Below are 21,676 nucleotides of genomic sequence, written 5' to 3' on the forward strand. Positions count from 1 at the left end.
TTAACACAAAAATAGGATATGTGAGGTGAATTACATGACAAAAGAATTTAAAAATACTAATGCCTTAGTTTGCGGAGTTCGATTTGGTAAATTTTATGTAGAAGCTTTGAAATATAATAATATTAACGTTAAAGCAATTCTTTGCAGGGGAAGTGATTCATCAAAAATATATGCAGAAAAATTAGGTATAGAAGTATATACAGAGATAGATCAAGTTAATCTAGATAACATTGACTTAGCATGTATATCAATTAAATCTAGTATAATGGGTGGAGAAGGAACGAAAATCGCTTTAAGGATTCTGGAGTCAGGCATACCTGTTGTTATAGAACAGCCTATACACTATAAAGATATAATTGAGTGTACTAAAGTGGCACTAAAAAATGACACAATGTTTTTTGTAGGAAATCTATATAATAATTTACCATCAGTTAAAGAATATATAAAAAATTTTGAAAAAATAACAGCTAATGAAAATCCGTTATATGTTGAAATTAAATTAGCGACTCAAGTTTCGTATCCAGTTGCATCCATACTTAGTAATTTGTTGTCATCAGATATAACTTATAATGCAGTTAAAGTTAATATAGGGCAAGGAATTTCATTATTTAAATGTGAAGCTAAAAAAATTCCAATTATAATGCTAGCAGATAATAGGATAGATTTGAGTAACATTGATGGGCATTTACCTATTTTTTTTCAAATAAATACCAGCTTTAATTCTGGAACACTAATTTTACAAGAAGCTTTTGGAAGGACGAATTGGTTACCTGCTATGTATATAGAAGAGGATAGAAACTACAATGAAAATAATAAATTAGGAATCTTGAAGACAAATAATTTATATGACAAAACTACTGTTATGTTATCAGAAAATATAGAGGAAAATAGTTTTGAATTTGTCTTCGAAAATATATGGGTAGAATCTATTGCAGAAGATTTAAAATTTTTCTTGAACTGTGTGAGAGAAAGAAATGTATCTTCGTACAATTCTTATATAAATAATGAGATTAAAATATCAAAATTGTGGAAGATGATTATGGAGGTTTTAGGATATCCAGAGATTAAAAAAAATAAAATCTATAAGCGTTTAGAAATTGAGAACATGCATTAATTTTCTATGATTTAATATGTAAAGACGCTTTCAAAATCGAATGATTTCATAATATTTGTGATATAAGGAGGGTTAGAATGGATATTAACAATTTTTTAGAAAGCTTAACTCATAGAGGAGTTAAATTAAGAATAGAAGATAAGTCAATAAAATATATGGCTCCGAAAGGTGCTCTTGGGATTGATGATATAAAATATCTAAAAGAGCATAAAAAAGAAATAATGAATTTGATATGTGAAGATTTATACCATGATGAATTTGATTTAACTGATGTTCAATCAGCTTACTTGATAGGAAGAGAAAATATCTACAAATATGGTGATGTTGCTTGTCATTTATACTTGGAAATATCATACCCACGACTAGACGCAAGATTAGTAAATGATATATGGTCGAAAATGATTGAAAAGCATGATATGCTTAGAGTTTGTTTCACTCCGGATAAAAAACAAAAAATAATTTCGAGTATTGAAAGTTTTAATGTTGAGATTAATGAATTTACAGATGAAAAATTTGACAGTGGAATAAATAATATTAGAGCAAATATGGAAAATAATATTTTTTCCCAAAATAAGGCTCCTTTATTTGAAGTTAAACTGTCTAATGGAATAAATAAGACAATATTACATTTATCTATTGATTTTTTAATCGCGGATTGGATTAGTATAATTTTTTTGATTTCTGAATTCGAAAAGGCATATTTTGAAAAACAATTTGATGCAGAAAAACCTATATATACATTTAGGGAGTATGTTAAAGAAGAAAAAATTAAAAAAGAATCTGCTAAATATGGTGCTCATAAATCATATTGGGAGGATAGGATAGGTAGTTTACCAGAGGCACCATCGTTACCTATGAATAGGAATGTTGACACAAATATAAAGAATGAATTTTCTAGAATGTCAATGGAATTAAATGAAGAACAATGGGAGAGAATTAAAGTTGTGGCAAAGGAACACCGCTTAACACCAACGACAATTGTATTAACATGCTATTCTCTTGTAATTGCAAAGTGGGCTACAAACAATCATTTCTGTTTGAATTTAACTACATTAAGCAGAGATGAAAAATATAGAAAACATTTTTTAGTTGGAGATTTTACTAAAACCACATTACTTGAAGTTAAGATAGATGAGAAAACATCTTTTTTAGAAAATGCACGAAAAATGCAAAAACAATTAATTTTGGATTTAGAACATAATATGTTTAATGGGATCGAAGTAATACGAGAAATAGCCAAAAAAAATGGATATGAAAAGTCATTGATGCCTATTGTATTTACAAGTGCAATTGGTACATATGATGATAATAAAATAAGAGAAATTAAAGGGAATTTTGAATACGGATTAAGTCAGACACCACAGGTATTTATTGATTGTCAAGCTATGGATATTAATGGAAAATTAAAACTTAATTGGGATTATAGAAAAGATATAATAAGGAATGATGTAATAGTTGATATGTTTAATACATTGGAAATACTATTAAAAAAAATTGGATATACCAATATAAATCATGTAAATACTAGTATTGTGGAGTTACCTAAATGGCAAGCAGATGTATTTGAAGAAAGCAATAAAACATTCAAAAAAATAGAACCTAAATTATTATATGATGACTCTTTAGAAATGTATAAAATAGAACCTAATCGCAATATTTTGTTTCATGGTGAGAGGGTTATGAATTATAGGGAGTTAATTCAAGAAAGTGTTAAATTGTCAAAAAATTTAATTGAAAGAGGGTTAAAACCTGGAGATAGAGTAGGGATATATTTTCCAAAAGGTATCGAGCAAATAATATCTGTATATGGTATCTTAATGGCAGGATGCACATATGTTCCTTTAGATGTTAATATGCCTATAGAAAGAATTAACAATATTAATAAGAGAGCAAACTTCGCTATGATAATTAGTGAATTACAATTAGATATTGATATTCCTATACTTTTATTAAAAAATCTTATTGACTATGAAGACCTTGACTTTGAACCAGTTAGAGTGTCAGTTGATGATACGGCATATATTATATTTACTTCAGGTACAACTGGTGAGCCTAAGGGTGTTGAAATAAGTCATAAAGCGGCATGGAATACTATAAAAGATGTAAATGAAAGAATTGATTGTAACAAAGAAGATGTTTTTCTTGGAGTTTCAAGATTATGTTTTGATTTGTCGGTGTATGATATTTTTGGGGCATTATCAGTTGGTGCAAAATTGATTTTGCCAAGACAAAATAGTTTAACCAATCCCAATGATTGGATATATCTAATAAAGAAACATAAGGTAACTATATGGAATTCAGTTCCAGCTTTAATGGAGTTAATGACAAATATTTTAGAAGATAAAAATTATAAAATATATACAATAAGGAAGATTCTGCTTAGTGGAGATTGGATACCACTAAAGTTACCTTGCAAAATACAATATTTTTTGTGTGATGCTTCATTATATTCTTTAGGAGGAGCTACTGAAGCATCTATATGGTCAAACATATACAAAGTAGAAAAAATTGATAAAGAATATGATAGTATTCCTTATGGAAAACCACTATCAAATCAAAAATTTAAAATTTTAAATGAAAATTTAAATTCTGTACCAATTTGGGTTAAGGGAGATTTATATATAAAAGGTACTGGATTGGCAAAAGGATATGTTAATGATTATGAAATTACGTCAAAGTCTTTTATTACGGATCCAGAAGATGGACATGTAATGTATAGAACTGGGGACAAGGCTATGTATCATCCAGACGGTATCATAGAATTTATGGGTAGAGAAGATACTCAAGTAAAAATAAATGGATATAGGATAGAATTAAATGAGATTGAAAATGCAATTAATAAGATAGATGAGGTAGAAAGCAGTATTGTAGGAGTAAATAATGAAAAATCTATAGTTGCACTAATTAATACTAAGTACAAAAATAATGAAAATAAAATTATTGATTTTGGAGAATATGCAAATTATTTTGAAAATGTAGATGTAGATGTTTTTGAAAGTTATTTTAAAAATATTGATATTGCTTGTGTTGGTGCAATTAAACATGTACTAAGGAATCTAGATACTTCTAAATTAAAAAAAGAATATGAATGGATTATAAATAGGTGGAAAATATATATTGAAAAAAATGGCGAGGGCTTTGATGAACTAGAAATATCAGAGTCAATAAAAATATTAGACAGTATATATGGTATCTTTCCAAATACAAAAGTATTTATCAATTATATAAAAGATTCTATTAATAATTTATTTGATGTATGTTATGGAAATATTGAACCTCATAAAATTCTTATGCCTAATAACAACATAGAGTTATTAAAGGAGTTTTATAATAAAAATATTTTATTTGATGATTTGAATTTTGTTGCATCAAAAATAGTAAATCAATACATTGCAAACAAAAGAGATACAAGTGTTAAGATTTTAGAAATAGGAGCGGGAACTGGTGGAAGTACTGATAAAATCTTAAAAGAAATTGATATGTACTCCTATGAGTATTATTTTACAGATAAATCTAAGATGTTTATCAATGAAGCGAAAAGAAAGTATAGAGATCATAATTTTGTATACTTAGAATATGATTTGAATGATAATAACATAGATGAATATTTTTTGTCCAATAGTATTGATATTATAATAGCTTCTGGTGTTTTTGAAAATTGTAAAGATATTAATAAAAGTTTAAAAAGTGTTATGAATATCATAAAACCAGAAGGATTGTTTTTATGGATGGATCCTACTAAAGACTTATCGTGGATATTAGTTTCACAATTATTTATGATGACAGAGCCTAAAGATGGAATAAGAATAGAAAAAAATTTTTTTGATGTAGATGATTGGGAAAAAATATTTGAACCATATTGTGTTTCAAATATTTATAAGTATCCAGATAAAAAAATAATGGAAGCAATAGGAACAGCATTATTTGCATGTATTGCAAAAAGAAATAAGCAGTATGTAGATTTGGAGAGTATTAAAGAAAAAATAAAAAAAATATTGCCGGAATACATGATTCCTAATTATATAGAAATTGTTGATAATTTTGAACTAACTTCCAATGGCAAAATAGATAGAAAAAGTCTTTTGAAATATCCCAAAAAACAAATTAGCAGTATGAAATTGGAGTGTAATGAAAATAGCAAATTAAATATAATTTCAGATGATATTATTCTAATCTGGAAGGATGTTCTTAATACAGATGTGATAGGTATAAATGATAATTTATATGATTTTGGAGCAGATTCACTCTTGATAGCTCAAGGAGTTGTCAAAATATGTGATTATATTGATAAATTAAATTCTAATAAAAAAAGTGGATTTGATGAGGTTTTACGATTTGTTTTAGAATATCCAAGGATATCTGATATAAGCAATTTTATTAAAAATAAAGTAATATCGTATACACCAATAGTTGAAGAAATAGAAAAAATATGGTGCGATTTGTTATGTGTTAATGAAATTGATTACAATAAAAATATGTATAGCTATGGAGCAGATTCACTTATATTAGCACAAGGCATTTCTAAAACAATTGAAATACACAATAGATATTATAACAATAATAAGTTAAAGTTTGAAGAGTTATTAAATAAATTAATTCAGAATCCTTCATTTTCAACTATTGTAAGTTATTTTAACAGTAAGTTAGCATTAGATGAAAAAACTTCAGTCGAAGAAGAAATAATTTCTGAATGGAAAACTTTGCTAAATGTTGACGAAATTGACATAAACAAGAATATTTATGAGTATGGAGCAGATTCCTTAATAATAGCACAAGGAGTTGCTAGAAGTTGTAATATTTTAAAAGAAGATGTGTATTTTGATGAAATGTTAAGAAATATTCTAAATAAGCCATTTATAAGTACCGTATTATCTAAATTTGAAAAGAACGATGATTTTACGAATGTATTTGAAATAGACAGTTGTATAGATTTAAAGTTTATTAATGAGAATTTGGATAGTAATACAGTGTATATTTTCTTCCATTCTAGCATGGGGTGTATTGATGAATATAAAATGTTTACTGAGTATTTAAAAACACACATAAAGGACGCTATAGCTGTCTTTAAAATTAAAGATTCTAAGATATATAAAAATATTAATGAAAATAATTTTATAAGAATCTTATCCGAAAGATATTCTAATATGATAATGAAGTTGCCATATGAAAAAATAATTTTAATTGGACATAGTTTCGGTGGGATGATAGCTTATGAGGTGGGTGCTACTTTACAGTTATATGGAAAAAATATTTCGAAAATGTATTTAATAGAAGCATATCCAATTCATTGGAATTTCGAAAACCAAGTATTGACAGAAATGATATTTCAACATGCTATAGGAGTTGACTTAAGTAGTATTAATATAAAAAATATACCATACAATATACTTGAAAATTTTATTTCAAATTGCGTAGATAAAAATTTAAAAGAAGATAATTCGATTTATGAAGATGATAGTATCATAGAGGAATTTGAAGATGTTATTTCTACCATGAAAAAAATAAATCGAGTTAATATTAATGAAAGATTTAAGGTTTATTCTGAGAAGCTTTTTGGAACAGATAATATAGATTTAATAAAGGAAATGTTTCATGAATTTTGTTATGGTTATCGTGCATTAAATTACAATATACAAAATTATATTGGGAATATCGTATATTTTAAGTCATACAATAAAGAAAAAAGTGGCGGAATAAATCATCAAGGAATAAAACTACTTAATGATTCTATAATAGGTGATATAGAGTATATAGATATTGACTCTGATCATTTTACGATTATTAACGATAAAAATAATATTGAAAAGATTATATCCTACTTGAAAGAATGAATAAGGAGACATAACAATGAGTAATAAAGAAATTGTTTTTGTGAATGGGGCTTATCATGATAATTGGTGTTGGGAAAACTTTATAAATTTCTTCATAAAGAATGGATATAAATGCAACATCAATAATTATCCAGAAATGGAAGATGAAAATAAATATAAAATTTCAATGTCTGATTATGTAATTTCTTTAGAAAAAACAATTAACAAAATGAAAACAAAGCCTGTTATAATAGTACATTCATTAGGAGCGGCCGTAGTTAATAGATTTTTGCTTAAAAATTCTAATAAAGTATTAGGGGTTATATTTATTGCTCCAACATCACCTATAAATACTTTTGTTGAAATGTTAAAAGCTCAGTATAAGTGTATAGGGAAAAGTAAATCGGAAATGTTTTTTTCTGGCAGGGTTGATGATGCAGAAAAATATTTAGATAAATTTATAGAGTTACCTTTTAAAGTAAGAATTCAGGTGGCAAAGCAGGTTTTTAAACAGAATGATTCTATTAGTATCCCATGTTTGGTTTTGGGTTCATATAAAGACAAGTGCATTCCAATTACATCAGTCATAAAAGCAGGGCAATTTTTTAATGCTAAAACAATTATTTATAACGATATGTGCCATGATATGATGCTTGATTGTGAATGGCGAGAGATAGCAAAAGAGATCTTGTTATTTATGAATAATTTATTAGGAAAGGAGTGATATTTCTATGTTTAAAAAAAATATATACAATATATTTTTATCGATTTTTGTAGCTATATTAGGTGTTGCACTTGGCACACTTCCATATTTTTCTGTAGCTACTATTATTAATAATATTGTTAATAATAATACTGATATTGGTAATTATTTACCATATCTTTTAATCGTATTGATGGGATTATTAGGAAATATATTATTTCATGAAATATCTACAATCATATCACATAATATTGCATACAGAATTATTGAGGATAAAAGAAAACTACTAGCTGAAAAATTAAGCAGAATCTCTATGGGAGATGTTGAAAAAAAAAGTAGCGGTCAATGGTCACAGTTCATGGTAGAAACTCTTGATAAAATGGAAAAACCTATCGCTCATGTTATTCCAGAAGTAATTGCTAATATTATTATACCTATCGTATTGATTGTTATAATTTTTGTTCTTGACTGGAGAATAGGAATAGCCAATCTGCTTACTATTCCATTAGGATTGCTTTTTTCTGCATTGATGATGCGAGGGTATGAAGCAAAGTCTAAAAGGTATCAAGAAGCATCTAAAGCTATGAATACTACAATGGTTGAATATGTGAATGGTATTAAGGTAATCAAGGCTTTCAATAAGTCAGCTTCGTCCTTTGGAAAGTTCAAAGAAACTGTTAATGAAAATAAAAAAGCAATGCTTGATTGGTATTTGAGTGTTTGTTTTTCAATGACCGCAACGATGGAAACTATACCAGCAACCATGATCTTCGTTTTGCCAGCATCCCTATATTTCTTTATGAATGGAAGCATTGAAATAGGAGCTCTCGTTATGTGTATATTGCTGTCCTATGCCTCATATAAACCCTTGATAAAAGCTATGAGTCACTTGGAAACAATAACAAATATAAAAATCATATTGGAAGAGATAAATAAGGTGATGGATATTCCAGATTTAAAAAGAGGGAAAACAACAAAAAACATAGGCTCTTATGATGTGGAATTTAGAAATGTAACGTTTGCCTATAATAAGTCAAAAAATGTATTGAACGGAATTTCATTTAACGCTAATGAGAATGAATTGACTGCAATAGTCGGAAATTCGGGTGGTGGTAAATCCACCATCGCAAAGCTGCTTGCAGGATTTTGGAATGTAAATAGCGGAGAAATTTTAATTGGAAAAAATAATTTGAATGATATGCCGTTAAAACAAAATATGGAACTTGTAACCTATGTATCTCAAGAGAATTTTCTTTTTAATAAAACGATTTTGGAAAATTTGAAGATAGCTAAGGAAGATGCAAGTATGAGTGAGATTCAGAAGGCGTGTGAAAAAGCAAGCTGCCATGATTTCATCATGAGCCTTCCGAATGGATATGAAACCATTGTTGGAGAAAGTGGTGCAAATCTTTCCGGTGGAGAAAAACAGCGTATCGCTATTGCAAGAAGCTTCTTAAAAAATAGCCCGATTGTATTACTTGATGAAGCAACGGCATATTCTGATCCTGATAATGAATCGGTTATTCAGGAATCTATCAATAATCTTATTGAAAACAAGACTGTAATTATGATAGCTCACAGATTATCTACAATCGTTAATGCGAATAAAATCATCGTTGTAGATAACGGAAGTATTATAGAACAAGGTTCTCATAAAGAATTGCTTGAATTGAATGGCAAATACAAAGAAATGTGGGATATATATACAGAATCTAAAGAAATTGAGGTGATCTAAATTGAGAGAATTGATAAAAACTTTGTATGAAGTTTCGGGCTCATATTCAAATAAAATAACAAGAATGCTCATTTTTGATGTGTTTAAGGGTGTGTTTGAAGGTATTTCTTTAGGTGCAATTTTGTTTTGCTTGACTAAAATTTGCGAAAATGTATTCACAGGTCAGAGCGTTTTAATAAGGGATGTGTATATTGTTTTTGCTATTGCAGCCACAAGTATGGTCGGTAAAATTATATTCGGATATTTAGCTGATAAGAACAAATATATTGCTTCGTACAGTTTAGGTGCTGAAAACAGGCTATATATTGGGGATCGGCTGAAAAATGTGAATATGGGGTATTTCAATACAAATTCTTTGGGAAATGTAGCAGGAGGTCTTTCAACGGTTATAGGAGAACTTGAAACAATCGGTGTTCCGATTATTGAGCAAATACTTGTAGGGACAATACAAACGCTTATAATGGTTATTTTTGTTCTGCCTTATGATTTTATAACTGCTGTAATTATATTACTGACTTTAATTGTTGGGGTTATAGTTAATTTAATTACACAAAAAAAGACTGATCAGCTAACAGAGAAATTATTGGGGCTTAAATTGGATTTAAGCGAAAAAATGCTTGAATATGTCAGAGGAATAGGAGTAACCAAAGCATTTGGGAAAGATAAAAATACAGTTAAGGAATTAAATAAAAGTATTGCAGAAAGTCGTAAAGGGTTCCTATCAGTAGAAAAAATATTAGTTCCGACACAGTTCTTATTCTTATTAGTATTCAAAATAGGTATTTGCACGATAATTTTTAGTTCTCTTATAAGATATTTTTCGGGAAATATTGAAGCTACCAAGGCCATTATCTTAATTGTTATGAGCTTTGTTGTCTTTTCAGGATTTGAATTAGCGGGAAGTATGCAGAGTATTAAGGGGGTTGCTGTACAAAATCTTAACAGTGTTATCAATTTGAGAAATTTACCTGTAATTGAAGAGGGTAAAAAAACGGAAGTAGATAAAGCAGAAATATCAATGGAAAATATTTCATTTTCATATGGGAAAGAAAATCTTTTTAACAATTTAAGTATGGTTGTTCCTGATGGAAAAACTACTGCTCTTGTTGGATTTTCAGGAAGTGGTAAAACAACACTGTGCAATTTAATGTCAAGGTTTTGGGATGTGAATTCCGGTGAAGTAAAAGTTGGAAAGCTAAATATAAAGGAATACAAATATGATGAACTACTTTCAAATTTTAGTTTTGTTTTTCAAGATGTATATCTTTTTGATGATACCGTGAGAAATAATATCAAATTCGGAAATCCGAATGCAACAGATGAAGAAATGATATATATTGCCAAAAAGGCACAGTGCCATGATTTTATCGTGAAATTACCACAGGGTTATGACACAGTTTTGCAAGAAGGAGGTTCCAACTTATCTGGTGGAGAACGTCAGAGGATTTCTATTGCGAGAGCTATGTTAAAACGCAGTAAATTTGTAATTCTTGATGAAGCAACTTCAAGTGTAGACCCAGAAAATGAAAAACAATTATTGCTTGCTTTGAAAAATCTATTAAAAGGTAAGACAACAATCATAATTGCTCATAAGCTTGCTACCGTAAAAAATGCCGATCAGATAATAGTTTTAAAGGATGGAGTTATAGAGCAGGTTGGAACTCATAATGAGCTTGCATCTAAACACGGTATATATAAAGAATTTCTTGAAAGAAGGAAACAATCTGATGAATGGGCATTGCAATAATGATAGATAAATTCAAAATATAGAAGAAATGAATTAAGAAGACATTTAAAAACATTACATTAATGTATTTTATTAGCTGAGAATGTTATTTTCTCAGCTGATTTTTTAAGGAGGTATATTTTATATTCTTTAAGAATTGGGAGAAAGATATGGATAGAGTATTTTTATTAATAGAAAGATATCAAGAAGAAAATCTATACACTTGTAAAATAAAATCAAATTCTATCTGTTGCCCTTTTTAAAATATTAGAAATTGAATATAAAGAAATTCAAAGAACTTTTATTTACTTATTTTCACGAGGACTTCGCATGTCAAAATGCCGAGGTCCTCCTTTTTTATTACAAAAAACATATTTCAGATTTTGGAGAAAAAGGAGGACTTCATAAATGGCAGATGATAATAAATACATTTATGTCAGAGGAAAGAAAATATATGTACCTGACGAAGTATATAAAGTATATAAAAAACAACTCAATCACGAAGCATATTTAAATAGACTTGATAGAAAGAATAGAGTCTATGGCTTTGAGGACTATAAGATTGATTTAAATTCCATTGCAGATGAAAATGTAGATATTGAAAAAATCATTGAAACGAAAATGAGAATTGAAGATTTATATAAAGCTCTGGAAAAACTTAATGAAGAAGAGAAAAAAGTAATAGATTCTTTGTATTTTAAAGAAATGACCATTCGTGATTTGGCAAAAGAACAACAAGTATCTTCTAAGAAGATTTTCAGTTTTAGAAATAAAATCTTAAAGAAGCTCAAAGAGATGCTTGAATAACAACTAACAAGTAGGGAACAGACTGAATTTATAGTTTGTTCTCTATTTTTTTGAAAAAATTTTTAAAAAAGTGGAAACAAAAGTCTCTGAAAGTAAGGTTTATATATAGAGGGACTTTTAGACCTCGTTATATATAGATTTGATCTTTGACAACTGAATAGACCAAGACAAGACGTTAACCGTTAGTGTAGCAATTTACAACTTACGCCAAGATAAACCTGCTAAGGAAGATTGGTTTAAATGAATACCTGCGTTTGTAGAGGATATAAGGTTTGGAGCGATAAATAAGTCTGTATAAAAAGAGGGTGGCAGCTCTTGTGCGATGATACTAACGGGGATAATGATACTTCTACAGTTGAAGCCGGCTCATCTTGAAAAGGGGCGGAGGTGAAATTCCTATGTTGCAGCCAATGCACTTGTCAATGTCATAAAACTTAAAAATCTTAAAGATAAGGAGAAAATATTATGTGTGATGAACATGATATAAATATAGATGTGGAAACAAATAAAAAAGATAAACAGACAATAAATCAAATTGATGGTTGGAATATCGAAGTTAAATTTAATGAAAATGGATTTAGCTTAGAAAATTTAGTAGAGGAATACATCAAAGAAAAATTTTCTGTCTATTAGGGGCTGACAAAAAATATAAGGAGCGTTATAATATTTTTGTGGAAGCCTAGCCTTGGTTCGATTTATTGTATGTAAATTGAATTTAAGGAGGCTTTTTTGTGTTTAAAAATAGTGTAGATAAAGAAAATATTGCAGTTATGTATTTGAGGCTTTCAAAAGAAGATGGAGAAAAAGTAGAAAGCAATTCTATATCCAATCAAAGAGAAATTATAAATTCATATGTAAAAAGAAATCAAATTACAATGGTCAAGGAGTATGTTGATGACGGATATTCAGGAGCGAATTTTGATAGACCGAATTTTAAAGAAATGATAAAGGATGCCTATGATAAGAAATTTGATACGATTATTGTAAAAGACCTATCGAGATTTGGAAGAGATTATATAGAAGCAGGGAAATATATTCAAAGAATATTTCCTGAAAACGGAATAAGATTTATATCTGTAAATGACAATTACGATAGCAAAAGTGCAGATATGAACGATACACATCTAATACTGCCTATAAAAAACTTTATTAATGACAGCTATTGCCGAGATATTTCTAATAAGGTAAAGAGTTCTCAGAAGATAAAAAGAGAAAAAGGAGACTATATAAGTGCATTTGCTCCTTATGGATATAAAAAATCTGAGGAAAATAATAATAAGTTGGTGGTTGATGAGCAGGCAGCTCCGAACATCAAAAATATATTTGATATGAAGCTTAAAGGATATTCCTCAAAGGCAATTGCGGATGAATTAAATCGTTTAGGTGTTTTAACTCCAAGAAAATATAAAGAAAGTCAAGGCTTTAAGTGTAATGGATTTCAAAATATAAAAGGTGGAAATTGGTCGGCAAAGGCAGTAAACAGAATTATAGAAAATGAAGTATATATTGGAAACACCTTGCAGGGAAAGAGTATCACCTTAAACTATAAAAATAAAAAGCAAATTGGAAAAGATAAAGAAGAATGGATAAGGGTAGAGGATACCCACGAAGCAATCGTAAGTAAGGAAGTTTTTTCTATTGCAAATACAATGCTTAAAAGAGATTTAAACAACTCTCGTGGTAAGGATAAAATTGATATTTTTACCGGGATGCTGTTTTGTAAAGAATGTGGAAGTTCTTTGATTAGAAGAACTGTAAAATATAAAGAAAGAGAAGAAGTTTTCTATATATGCTCAAAGTATAACAAGGAAAAATCTTGCTCAAGACACAGCATAAAGGAAGATACATTGATAAAAGCAGTGTCTAAAATAATAAAATCATATATTGAATTTAACGAAAAGCTATATTCCAAAGTTCAGCTTATAGATATAAATATAAATCTAAAAGACAATCAAATTCCTATATTAAAACGAGAAAAAGCTATGACAGAAGAACTCTTATCTTCGCTTTACCTTGATTTAAAAGAAGATGTGATTAATAAAGAAGAATATCAACTTTTTAGAAAAAATTATATGGAAAAACTCACTAAGCTAGATGAAAGTATTCAGTATAGGTTAAAAAGACAGGAAGATACAAAGGATAAGATAGATGAAAATAAGAGCTGGATTATTGATATTAACAAATATAAAAATTTATCTGAAATAGATAGATTATCCGTTGTAATGCTCATTGATAAAATCTTTATCGCTGAAGATAAAACAATAGACGTTAGGTTTAATCACACTGAAGAGTTATCTTTGATTGAAGAAATGGCAAATACTGATAAGACAAGGGTTAAGAATAATATTGCAGAAAAGAAAAGCACGCCTACAAACAGAAAGTTAAAAACCATACATGCCATTATGAATAAAAATCTTGTAAATGCTGAAAGTGAGGTATGCTATGGCTAGAACGAAAAATAGACATATATCACATTTAGAAACAGGTACAGAAGATGTAAAAGCGATTGAAAAGATATATATTGCCGGAATTTATGCAAGATTATCTCAGGAAAGAAAAGAAGATTACAGAAATAAAAGTAATTCTCTTGAAATGCAGGAAGAACTTTGTGTAAAAGAAGCAGATGAAAAAGATATAAAGGTTTTTAGAATATATAAGGATTATGAGTATTCCGGAACAAATTTTAAAAGACCTGGCTTTATTGAAATGATGGAAGATATAAGGATAGGAAGAATAAATTGTATCATCGTAAAAGATATGTCAAGATTTGGAAGGGAATATTTAGAGATCTCAAATTATATAGAAAAAGTATTTCCATTTTTAGGGGTTCGATTTATTTCCATAAATGACAACCTTGATACCAAAGACGGTATAGAATCGGATAAGAGCTATGAAATAGCAATAAAAAATATCTTCAATGATTTATATGCCAAAGACATTTCAAAGAAAGTAAAAGCCTCCAAAGAAGTAAAAATGAAACAAGGATCTTTTATAGGAGCTATGGCTCCGTATGGTTATAAGGTGGATAAAATTGATAGGAAAAGAGTTCTGGTTATAGATGGAAAAGTAGCAGATGTGGTAAGGCTTGTGTTTCATTTAGCAAGTCAAGGCAAATCCAATATACACATAGCAAGAGAATTGACTAAAACATACACGACACCTGCTGAATATAAAAGAACCGGTAAGGTTTTTAAAGACAAAGAAGATATAAAACAATGGGATACTTCTTATATATCAAAAATCCTCTCTGATGAAGTCTATGTTGGGAATTTAATGCAAAGAGTATATTCAAATAGACATGATTCAAGCAGAAAAAGTAAGTTTCGTGATAAAGATGAATGGATTGTAAAAAAAAATACCCATGAAGCACTGGTTGAAAAAGATTTATTTGAAAGAGTAAGAAGAATTAAAGAAAAAAATCAAGGTTCATTGCCATATCATTCATTGAAGAATGCTATAAAAGATGGTAAAGAAAATGCAGGTTCAAATATCCAAAGAGACCAAAATAAAGAAGGAAAGTATGATGGTATTATAGTTTGTGGTGTATGCAGTAGAGATTTGCAAAAACAATATCGTGCAAGGGGACTCAAAGTTAATGATGAAGTCTGCTATTGCTACTATTGTAAAGGTGGCGATAGGTTAAATTTAGAAAAATCTCATGTCAGAATTTATGAAACGGATTTGGATAGGATTTTAGTTGATACTTTAAAAAGACTGTTTTCAAGTTTTAATCAAGAAGATAAAGGACTGCACCTCAAAACTTATTTGGAGAAGGTAAGTGCTGAAAAGATAAATCAAGTTTCTCTAAAAATAGATACAAATAATAAAAAGATTGATTCTCTTAGAGTTAAATTGCAGGAACAATACGAAAATTATGTTAAGGGCGAAGTTCTTTTAAGTGAATTTAAAACAGAAAGCAATAAAATAGATAGACAGATAAAAACAATAAAAAATAAATTGAAAATCTTGGACGATAAAAAAAGAAATGTAAAGAAAAGGAAAAAGGAACTTAAAAAATTCATAGAAGCTCTATTTTGCTACCTAGAGGATAAGAGTATAGATGTGAATAAAGAACTGGTTGATACACTAATTAGTTATATAGAAATTTCAAAATATAAGCAAGTAACTATATACTTTAAATTTAACCTTGATAAAGATATGGAGAAACAGTTGGAGGTAGAAAATGAATAGGATAGCTATTTATCTGAGACTTTCAGAGGAAGATTATAAAAAAACGGATGAAAGTATAAGCATAGTAAATCAGAGAGATTATATAAGAAGTTACATTGAAAATGAGAACTCTCTGAAGGACAGCGAAATAGAAGAATATATAGATGATGGGTATTCTGCTACTAATACAAACAGACCTTCATTTTTAAGACTTGTTGATGATATAAAGAATGGTAGAGTAGGAACTATAATCGTAAAGGATATGTCGAGATTTTCAAGAGATTATATTTTGCTTGGAGATTATTTGAGTAATATATTACCATTTTTGAAAATACGATTTATTGCTATTAATGATAACTATGATTCCTTAAAGGAACAAGGGAACGGTATAGATACAGATGCACAGTTTAAGACCTTGTATTATGATTTATTTAGCAAGGAATTATCTGAAAAGGTAAGAAGTTCTCTTAAACAAATCAAATCACAAGGAAAGAATACGAACTGGTCAGCACCTTTTGGATATATCAAGGATCCTAAAGATAAATATCATATTATTATTGATAAAAAGACAGCATTTATAGTGAAAGAAGCCTTTTATTTATTGTTAAAAGGGTATTCTTGTATTCAAGTTGCCAATATATTTAATGAAAAAGGTTATATCACTCGCTCTGAACGAAAAGAAGAACTTAAACTTTCGGATTATGCTAAAAATTTGGTTACAGGGAGTGAAATAAATAAAAGAGTTTGGACAAATGTTTGTATTTCACAGATTACAAATAATGAACTTTATACAGGGGATTATGTATACAATAAATACAAAGAAACCAAAATAGGTGGAAGAAAAAGAATTTTACTTCCTGAAGAAGAGTGGAAGATAGTCCTCAACACTCATGAAGCGATTATTTCCAGAGAAGTATTTGATAAGGTTAAGAAGATAAAAGCCAAAAAAAGTTTTAGTGTTTATACAGGGAAGAAAAATCGCTCTATTTTTTCTGATAAGATTTTTTGCAAAGAATGTGGCAGACATATGAGTTTTCGCTGCGACAGTAGACAAAAGAAAAAATCAGATAAAATATACAAGTACAAAAGTTATTTTTGTTATTTCTGTAAAGCTGAGAAAACACCAAATAATATCAAAGAGAAAGATATTATTGAATTGATAAAGCCCAAATTAAAAGATTTCAAAATTCAAAAGACATTAAAAGAAGAGAGGGTTATAGAACACAAGAATGTAAAAGAAGATATTCTAAAGGAAATATCCATATTAAACAGTAATTTACAAAATATTTATGAAAACTACAAAAAGAAAAATATTTCAAAAGATGAGTATTTAAAGGAAAAAACTCTTATCCAAGATAAAAAGATATTATTGGAGAGTAGATTGGAAGAATTGAAGTCGGAGAAGATTGATTCAAAGAAAGAAACGGATATTGATGTCTTAGATGAGGAAGGTTTGCTGAAAGTTTATGTGGACTCTTCAATTGATAAAATAATCGTATCAAGAAGTGGGAAAATAGAAATTGTAGAAATATAGATGGATAGCATTAAAAGTAACTCATAATCTCGCCAACTTTAATTTTAATACGCCAAAATGAAAATAATGGCGAGATTATTCTCGCCACTATTGATTTTTCATAGCCAAATATGATATAATGGCTATGAAAAAAGGAGGTGCTGTTTTGAGGAAATTTAATTATTTAAAACTTATGGAACTATCTTTACCTGTTAATATATATCATACTATTGCAAAGATTCATGAATATAAGGGAAAGCAGGAACTTTATGTCGAAAATTATCCAGATATTTTAAAAAAGATGATAGATGTTGCTAAAATACAAAGTACAAAGTCTTCCAATGCTATTGAAGGAATTTATACCAATGATGCAAGACTTAAGGAGCTGATGAATAAAAAAGCAGAACCTAAAAACAGAAATGAAGAAGAAATTGCAGGATATAGGCATGTGCTTGATATAATCCATGAAAATTATGCCTATATAGAATTTAATAAAAATGACATCTTAACACTTCATAATCAGTTATATTCTTATTCCTATATAAATCATAAGGGAAAATTTAAGACTATGGATAACACCATTGTAGAAGTAGATGTTTTAGGGAATAAAAAAGTACGATTTCATCCGGTAAGCAGCTTTGAAACGGAATATTACTTTGATGAAATGGTGGAGGCTTACAAGAAAGCAGTGAAAGCAAATATTCCACCACTAATTCTAATACCTGCACTTATACATGATTTCTTATGTATTCATCCATTTGATGATGGTAATGGAAGAATGAGTAGAATACTGACACTTCTTTTACTTTATAAGTTCGATTATTTTGTTGGAAGGTATATCAGTATAGAAATGCTTATTGAAGAAAGTAAAGATTCTTATTATGAAGAATTACAGAACTCCAGTGAAAAATGGCATACCGGAGAAAATGATGAACTTCCATTCATAAAGTATATGCTAGGGGTTTTCTTAAAAGCATACAAAGAGTGTGATGACAGATTTAACCTAATTGGAAAAGAAAAATTGACTTCACCTGAAAGAGTATTTTCTGTTATTCAAAAATCATTAGAGCCACTTTCCAAAAAAGATATTGTGATTCTTTGTCCGGATATATCACAAAGGACAATAGAACGAGCCTTAAAAGAATTACAGGACAATGAAAAGATAAAACAGGTAGGCAGTGGTCGTTCAACAAAATATGTAAGGATTTAAACTCTATGTAAAAGGTAAAACAGCTAAAATAAAAAGCACTTAAAAATGAGTAAAATTAATCTCAAAATTTTAATATCAATTGCTTGACATTGTAGGGCAAGACGACGATAACTAACCTGTTATTAAGATTTTATGATGTGCAGCAAGGCAAAATTACACTTGGCGGTGTGGATATTAGAGATATTCCTTATGATGAACTTTTGGATCGTATCAGCATTGTTATGCAGAATGTTCAACTGTTTGATAATACGATTGAGGAAAATATCAGAGTAGGAAAAAAAGGGGCAACAAAAGAAGAAATCATCAAAGCTGCAAAGAAAGCAAGAATCCATGATTTTATTATGAGTTTGCCTGAAGGTTATGAAACGGATATTGGCGAAAACGGCGGAATATTGTCAGGCGGACAAAGACAGAGAATATCCATTGCAAGAGCGTTTCTGAAAGATGCACCGATTTTAATTCTTGATGAGATGACAAGTAATGTTGACCCTGTCAATGAGTCGCTGATACAAGATGCCATTACAGAGCTTGCAAAGGACAGAACTGTTCTTGTGATTGCTCATCATTTAAGAATCATTCAAAAGGCAGATCAAATTCTTGTGTTCCAAAAAGGAAAACTATTGGAAAAAGGAAAGCACAGGGAACTTTTAGAGAAAGATGGGTACTACAAAAAATTATGGAAAGCACAGTATGAGGTGTAGTTATGATAATTCTTAAGAATATTTCATATACTACAAATTCTAATGAAAAAATCCTCGATGACATAAACTTAAACATAAAAAAAGGTGAGTTTGTTGTAATTACAGGGAAAAGTGGCAGCGGGAAAACTACACTTGCTTCAGTAATTAACGGGCTTATCTCACATTATTATGAGGGTACTTTAACAGGTGAAGCATATATCAATGGGGAGAAAATCAATGATTTGGAGCTTTCTAAGATAGGCAATCAGGTAGGAACTGTATTTCAAGATCCGAGAAGTCAGTTTTTTATGATGGATCCATTTAATGAAGTTGCTTTTGGTTTATGCAATAGATGTTTGAACAAAGATGAGATAAAACAGCGTGTTAAAAACAGCTTGCAGATTTTCGGTATAGAACACTTAAAAGAAAAAAGTATTTTTAAGCTTTCCAGTGGAGAAAAACAAAAGGTGGCAATTGCATCCTGTTATGCTATGAAACCGGATATTTATTTGTTCGATGAACCTACTGCGAATTTAGACATTCAATCTATTTTTGATTTAAGAGATATTTTAATAGAATTAAAAAAAACCGGAAAAACAATAGTGGTTTTAGAGCATAGATTGTTTTATCTTACGGAGCTATTGGATCGTATCATTGTACTTAATGATGGAAAAATTGAAGGAGAATATTCTTCACAATATCTAATAGAGATACAGAGTGAACATCGAGATATTAGAAGTCTATATTTGAATGATTTAGAAGTTGTAAATCAGAAAGAGCCTAAGATAGAGGAAACACCTATATTGGAAGTTAAAAAGCTCTCATACTTTCATTCCAAAACAGAAAATTACAGTATCTTAAAGGATATATCAATCACCGCATTTGGTAATGAAATTATAGGAATTATAGGTGAAAATGGAGTCGGAAAAACGACTTTTGGTAGACTTTGTGCAGGTTTGTTAAAGGAAAAAAATGGAAGTATATTTCTTCAAGGTAAAAAACTCAAATATAAAAAAAGGTTAGGGAAGGTCTATTTCGTTATGCAGGATTCTGATTTTCAGCTTTTTGCAGGAAGCGTAAAGGAAGAGCTTAGCATTGGAAAACCTAATGTAAAACTTACAGATGAGGAGAAAAATAAGATTTTATCAAAGTTTGGAATTTCAGATTTTGAGGATAGACATCCTATGACTCTGTCAAGGGGACAGAAACAAAGATTGACCATTGCAACTGCGGTAAGTAGCGAGAGTAAAGTGATATTTTTTGACGAGCCTACGAGCGGATTAGATAAAAATTCGATGGATTTAGTATCAAAAAGCATTTTGGGAATTTCCGATGCTGATAAAGTTTTATTTGTAATCTCTCATGATTATGAATTCTTATTGTCAGTATGCAATAGAATAATTTATTTCCAAAATGGAAGTATAGAGGCTGATTTTAAATTAAATAATGATACCAAGAAGAAACTTTGGGAAATTTTGAGTAAAGGCAGGTGATGAAAATGAATGTAAAAAAAGAATTAGATCCCAGAACCGTTCTTGGCATCGTATTTATTTTCATCACACTTGGGCTTGCTATCAATAAACCGTTATCATCACATATTTTACTGTTGATTTGCAATATATATTTAATAACTTCAAAAGCGTATCGGGAATGTGTTTTATATAGCGTGATTTATATAATAATTGCCGGATTGATGTTCTATATTTACCATATTCCCAATACGACATTGGCATTAACAATTGTTTCGATAAGCTATTTTGTTCAGAAGTTTGTTATTGCCGTGATGATGATTGAATTTTTGAAGAGAAAGACTTCAATGCCGTATGTTATATCTGCCATGCAAACGATGAAGTTTCCAAATGCTGTTGCAATTCCGTTTATTGTCATATTGAGATATATGCCAACTTTAAGAGAGGATTACGGATACTTAAAGGATAGTTTGAAAATCAGAGGAATTAGAACTTCCGGAATTGAGTTTTTTATTCACCCTATCCGCTCACTGGAGTTTATGATTGTTCCTATTTTATTTCGGAGTATTCGAGTAGCGGAAGAGTTGTCAACATCGGTATTACTTAGAGGAATTGAAAATTATAAAAATAGAACAAATATTTATCCGTTGAAATTTACAAAAATTGATGCAGGATATGCTTTATTTACGGTTATTGCTGTCAGTATGTTGTGTTACTTACAGTTCTGATAACAGATAAA

The 21,676-nt window shown here is 29.2% G+C and carries 13 protein-coding genes and 1 pseudogene; all 14 read left to right on the forward strand.

Going from position 1 to position 21,676, the window contains the following annotated elements; all coding sequences use genetic code 11:
* Positions 1-34: 34 nt before the first annotated feature.
* Positions 35-1,114 carry a Gfo/Idh/MocA family oxidoreductase gene (locus tag RWJ08_RS06790; protein ID WP_313961539.1) on the forward strand — a complete coding sequence of 360 codons (1,080 nt, stop codon included), beginning with the start codon at positions 35-37 and terminating at the stop codon, positions 1,112-1,114.
* Positions 1,115-1,191: 77 nt separating this feature from the next.
* Positions 1,192-6,945 carry an amino acid adenylation domain-containing protein gene (locus tag RWJ08_RS06795; RefSeq protein ID WP_313961540.1) on the forward strand — a complete coding sequence of 1,918 codons (5,754 nt, stop codon included), beginning with the start codon at positions 1,192-1,194 and terminating at the stop codon, positions 6,943-6,945.
* A gap of 16 nt (positions 6,946-6,961) precedes the next feature.
* Entirely contained in the window at positions 6,962-7,648 is a 687-nt protein-coding gene (locus RWJ08_RS06800; protein WP_313961541.1) for an alpha/beta hydrolase, read from the forward strand.
* A 7-nt stretch (positions 7,649-7,655) separates the two neighbouring features.
* On the forward strand, positions 7,656-9,362 hold the full coding sequence (locus RWJ08_RS06805; protein ID WP_313961542.1) for an ABC transporter ATP-binding protein: 1,707 nt from the start codon (positions 7,656-7,658) through the stop codon (positions 9,360-9,362).
* Between the two features lies 1 nt (position 9,363).
* On the forward strand, positions 9,364-11,109 hold the full coding sequence (locus RWJ08_RS06810; protein WP_313961543.1) for an ABC transporter ATP-binding protein: 1,746 nt from the start codon (positions 9,364-9,366) through the stop codon (positions 11,107-11,109).
* 387 nt (positions 11,110-11,496) lie between these two features.
* Entirely contained in the window at positions 11,497-11,895 is a 399-nt protein-coding gene (locus tag RWJ08_RS06815) for a sigma-70 family RNA polymerase sigma factor (protein ID WP_313961544.1), read from the forward strand.
* Between the two features lie 465 nt (positions 11,896-12,360).
* Positions 12,361-12,528, forward strand: a complete 168-nt coding sequence (locus RWJ08_RS06820) for an aminoacyl-tRNA hydrolase (protein WP_313961545.1) — start codon at positions 12,361-12,363, stop codon at positions 12,526-12,528.
* A gap of 98 nt (positions 12,529-12,626) precedes the next feature.
* Complete coding sequence (locus RWJ08_RS06825; RefSeq protein WP_313961546.1) at positions 12,627-14,345, forward strand: recombinase family protein; 1,719 nt, start codon at positions 12,627-12,629, stop codon at positions 14,343-14,345.
* Entirely contained in the window at positions 14,338-16,086 is a 1,749-nt protein-coding gene (locus tag RWJ08_RS06830) for a recombinase family protein (protein WP_313961547.1), read from the forward strand. Before RWJ08_RS06825 ends, RWJ08_RS06830 begins: the two co-directional genes overlap by 8 nt.
* A complete protein-coding gene (locus tag RWJ08_RS06835; protein ID WP_313961548.1) occupies positions 16,079-17,599 on the forward strand; it encodes a recombinase family protein in 1,521 nt (506 codons plus the stop codon). Before RWJ08_RS06830 ends, RWJ08_RS06835 begins: the two co-directional genes overlap by 8 nt.
* A 145-nt stretch (positions 17,600-17,744) precedes the next feature.
* Entirely contained in the window at positions 17,745-18,788 is a 1,044-nt protein-coding gene (locus RWJ08_RS06840) for a Fic family protein (protein WP_313961549.1), read from the forward strand.
* A 95-nt stretch (positions 18,789-18,883) separates the two neighbouring features.
* A pseudogene (locus tag RWJ08_RS06845) lies at positions 18,884-19,489 on the forward strand (ABC transporter ATP-binding protein); the annotation flags it as partial.
* Positions 19,490-19,491: 2 nt separating this feature from the next.
* Positions 19,492-20,961 carry an ABC transporter ATP-binding protein gene (locus RWJ08_RS06850; RefSeq protein WP_040012624.1) on the forward strand — a complete coding sequence of 490 codons (1,470 nt, stop codon included), beginning with the start codon at positions 19,492-19,494 and terminating at the stop codon, positions 20,959-20,961.
* A 5-nt stretch (positions 20,962-20,966) separates the two neighbouring features.
* Positions 20,967-21,665 (forward strand): energy-coupling factor transporter transmembrane protein EcfT, encoded by a 699-nt coding sequence (locus RWJ08_RS06855; protein ID WP_009530037.1) that lies wholly within the window; start codon positions 20,967-20,969, stop codon positions 21,663-21,665.
* Positions 21,666-21,676 lie beyond the last annotated feature (11 nt).

Source organism: uncultured Parvimonas sp. (genome assembly GCF_963524015.1).
Classification (GTDB): domain Bacteria; phylum Bacillota; class Clostridia; order Tissierellales; family Peptoniphilaceae; genus Parvimonas.

What these genes read in the sequence shown, in the direction of transcription:
- RWJ08_RS06790 (WP_313961539.1), top strand. Translation starts at nt 35, where the DNA reads ATGACAAAAGAATTTAAAAATACTAATGCCTTAGTTTGCGGAGTTCGA.
- RWJ08_RS06795 (WP_313961540.1), top strand. Translation starts at nt 1,192, where the DNA reads ATGGATATTAACAATTTTTTAGAAAGCTTAACTCATAGAGGAGTTAAA.
- RWJ08_RS06800 (WP_313961541.1), top strand. Translation starts at nt 6,962, where the DNA reads ATGAGTAATAAAGAAATTGTTTTTGTGAATGGGGCTTATCATGATAAT.
- RWJ08_RS06805 (WP_313961542.1), top strand. Translation starts at nt 7,656, where the DNA reads ATGTTTAAAAAAAATATATACAATATATTTTTATCGATTTTTGTAGCT.
- RWJ08_RS06815 (WP_313961544.1), top strand. Translation starts at nt 11,497, where the DNA reads ATGGCAGATGATAATAAATACATTTATGTCAGAGGAAAGAAAATATAT.
- RWJ08_RS06820 (WP_313961545.1), top strand. Translation starts at nt 12,361, where the DNA reads ATGTGTGATGAACATGATATAAATATAGATGTGGAAACAAATAAAAAA.
- RWJ08_RS06830 (WP_313961547.1), top strand. Translation starts at nt 14,338, where the DNA reads ATGGCTAGAACGAAAAATAGACATATATCACATTTAGAAACAGGTACA.
- RWJ08_RS06835 (WP_313961548.1), top strand. Translation starts at nt 16,079, where the DNA reads ATGAATAGGATAGCTATTTATCTGAGACTTTCAGAGGAAGATTATAAA.
- RWJ08_RS06850 (WP_040012624.1), top strand. Translation starts at nt 19,492, where the DNA reads ATGATAATTCTTAAGAATATTTCATATACTACAAATTCTAATGAAAAA.
- RWJ08_RS06855 (WP_009530037.1), top strand. Translation starts at nt 20,967, where the DNA reads ATGAATGTAAAAAAAGAATTAGATCCCAGAACCGTTCTTGGCATCGTA.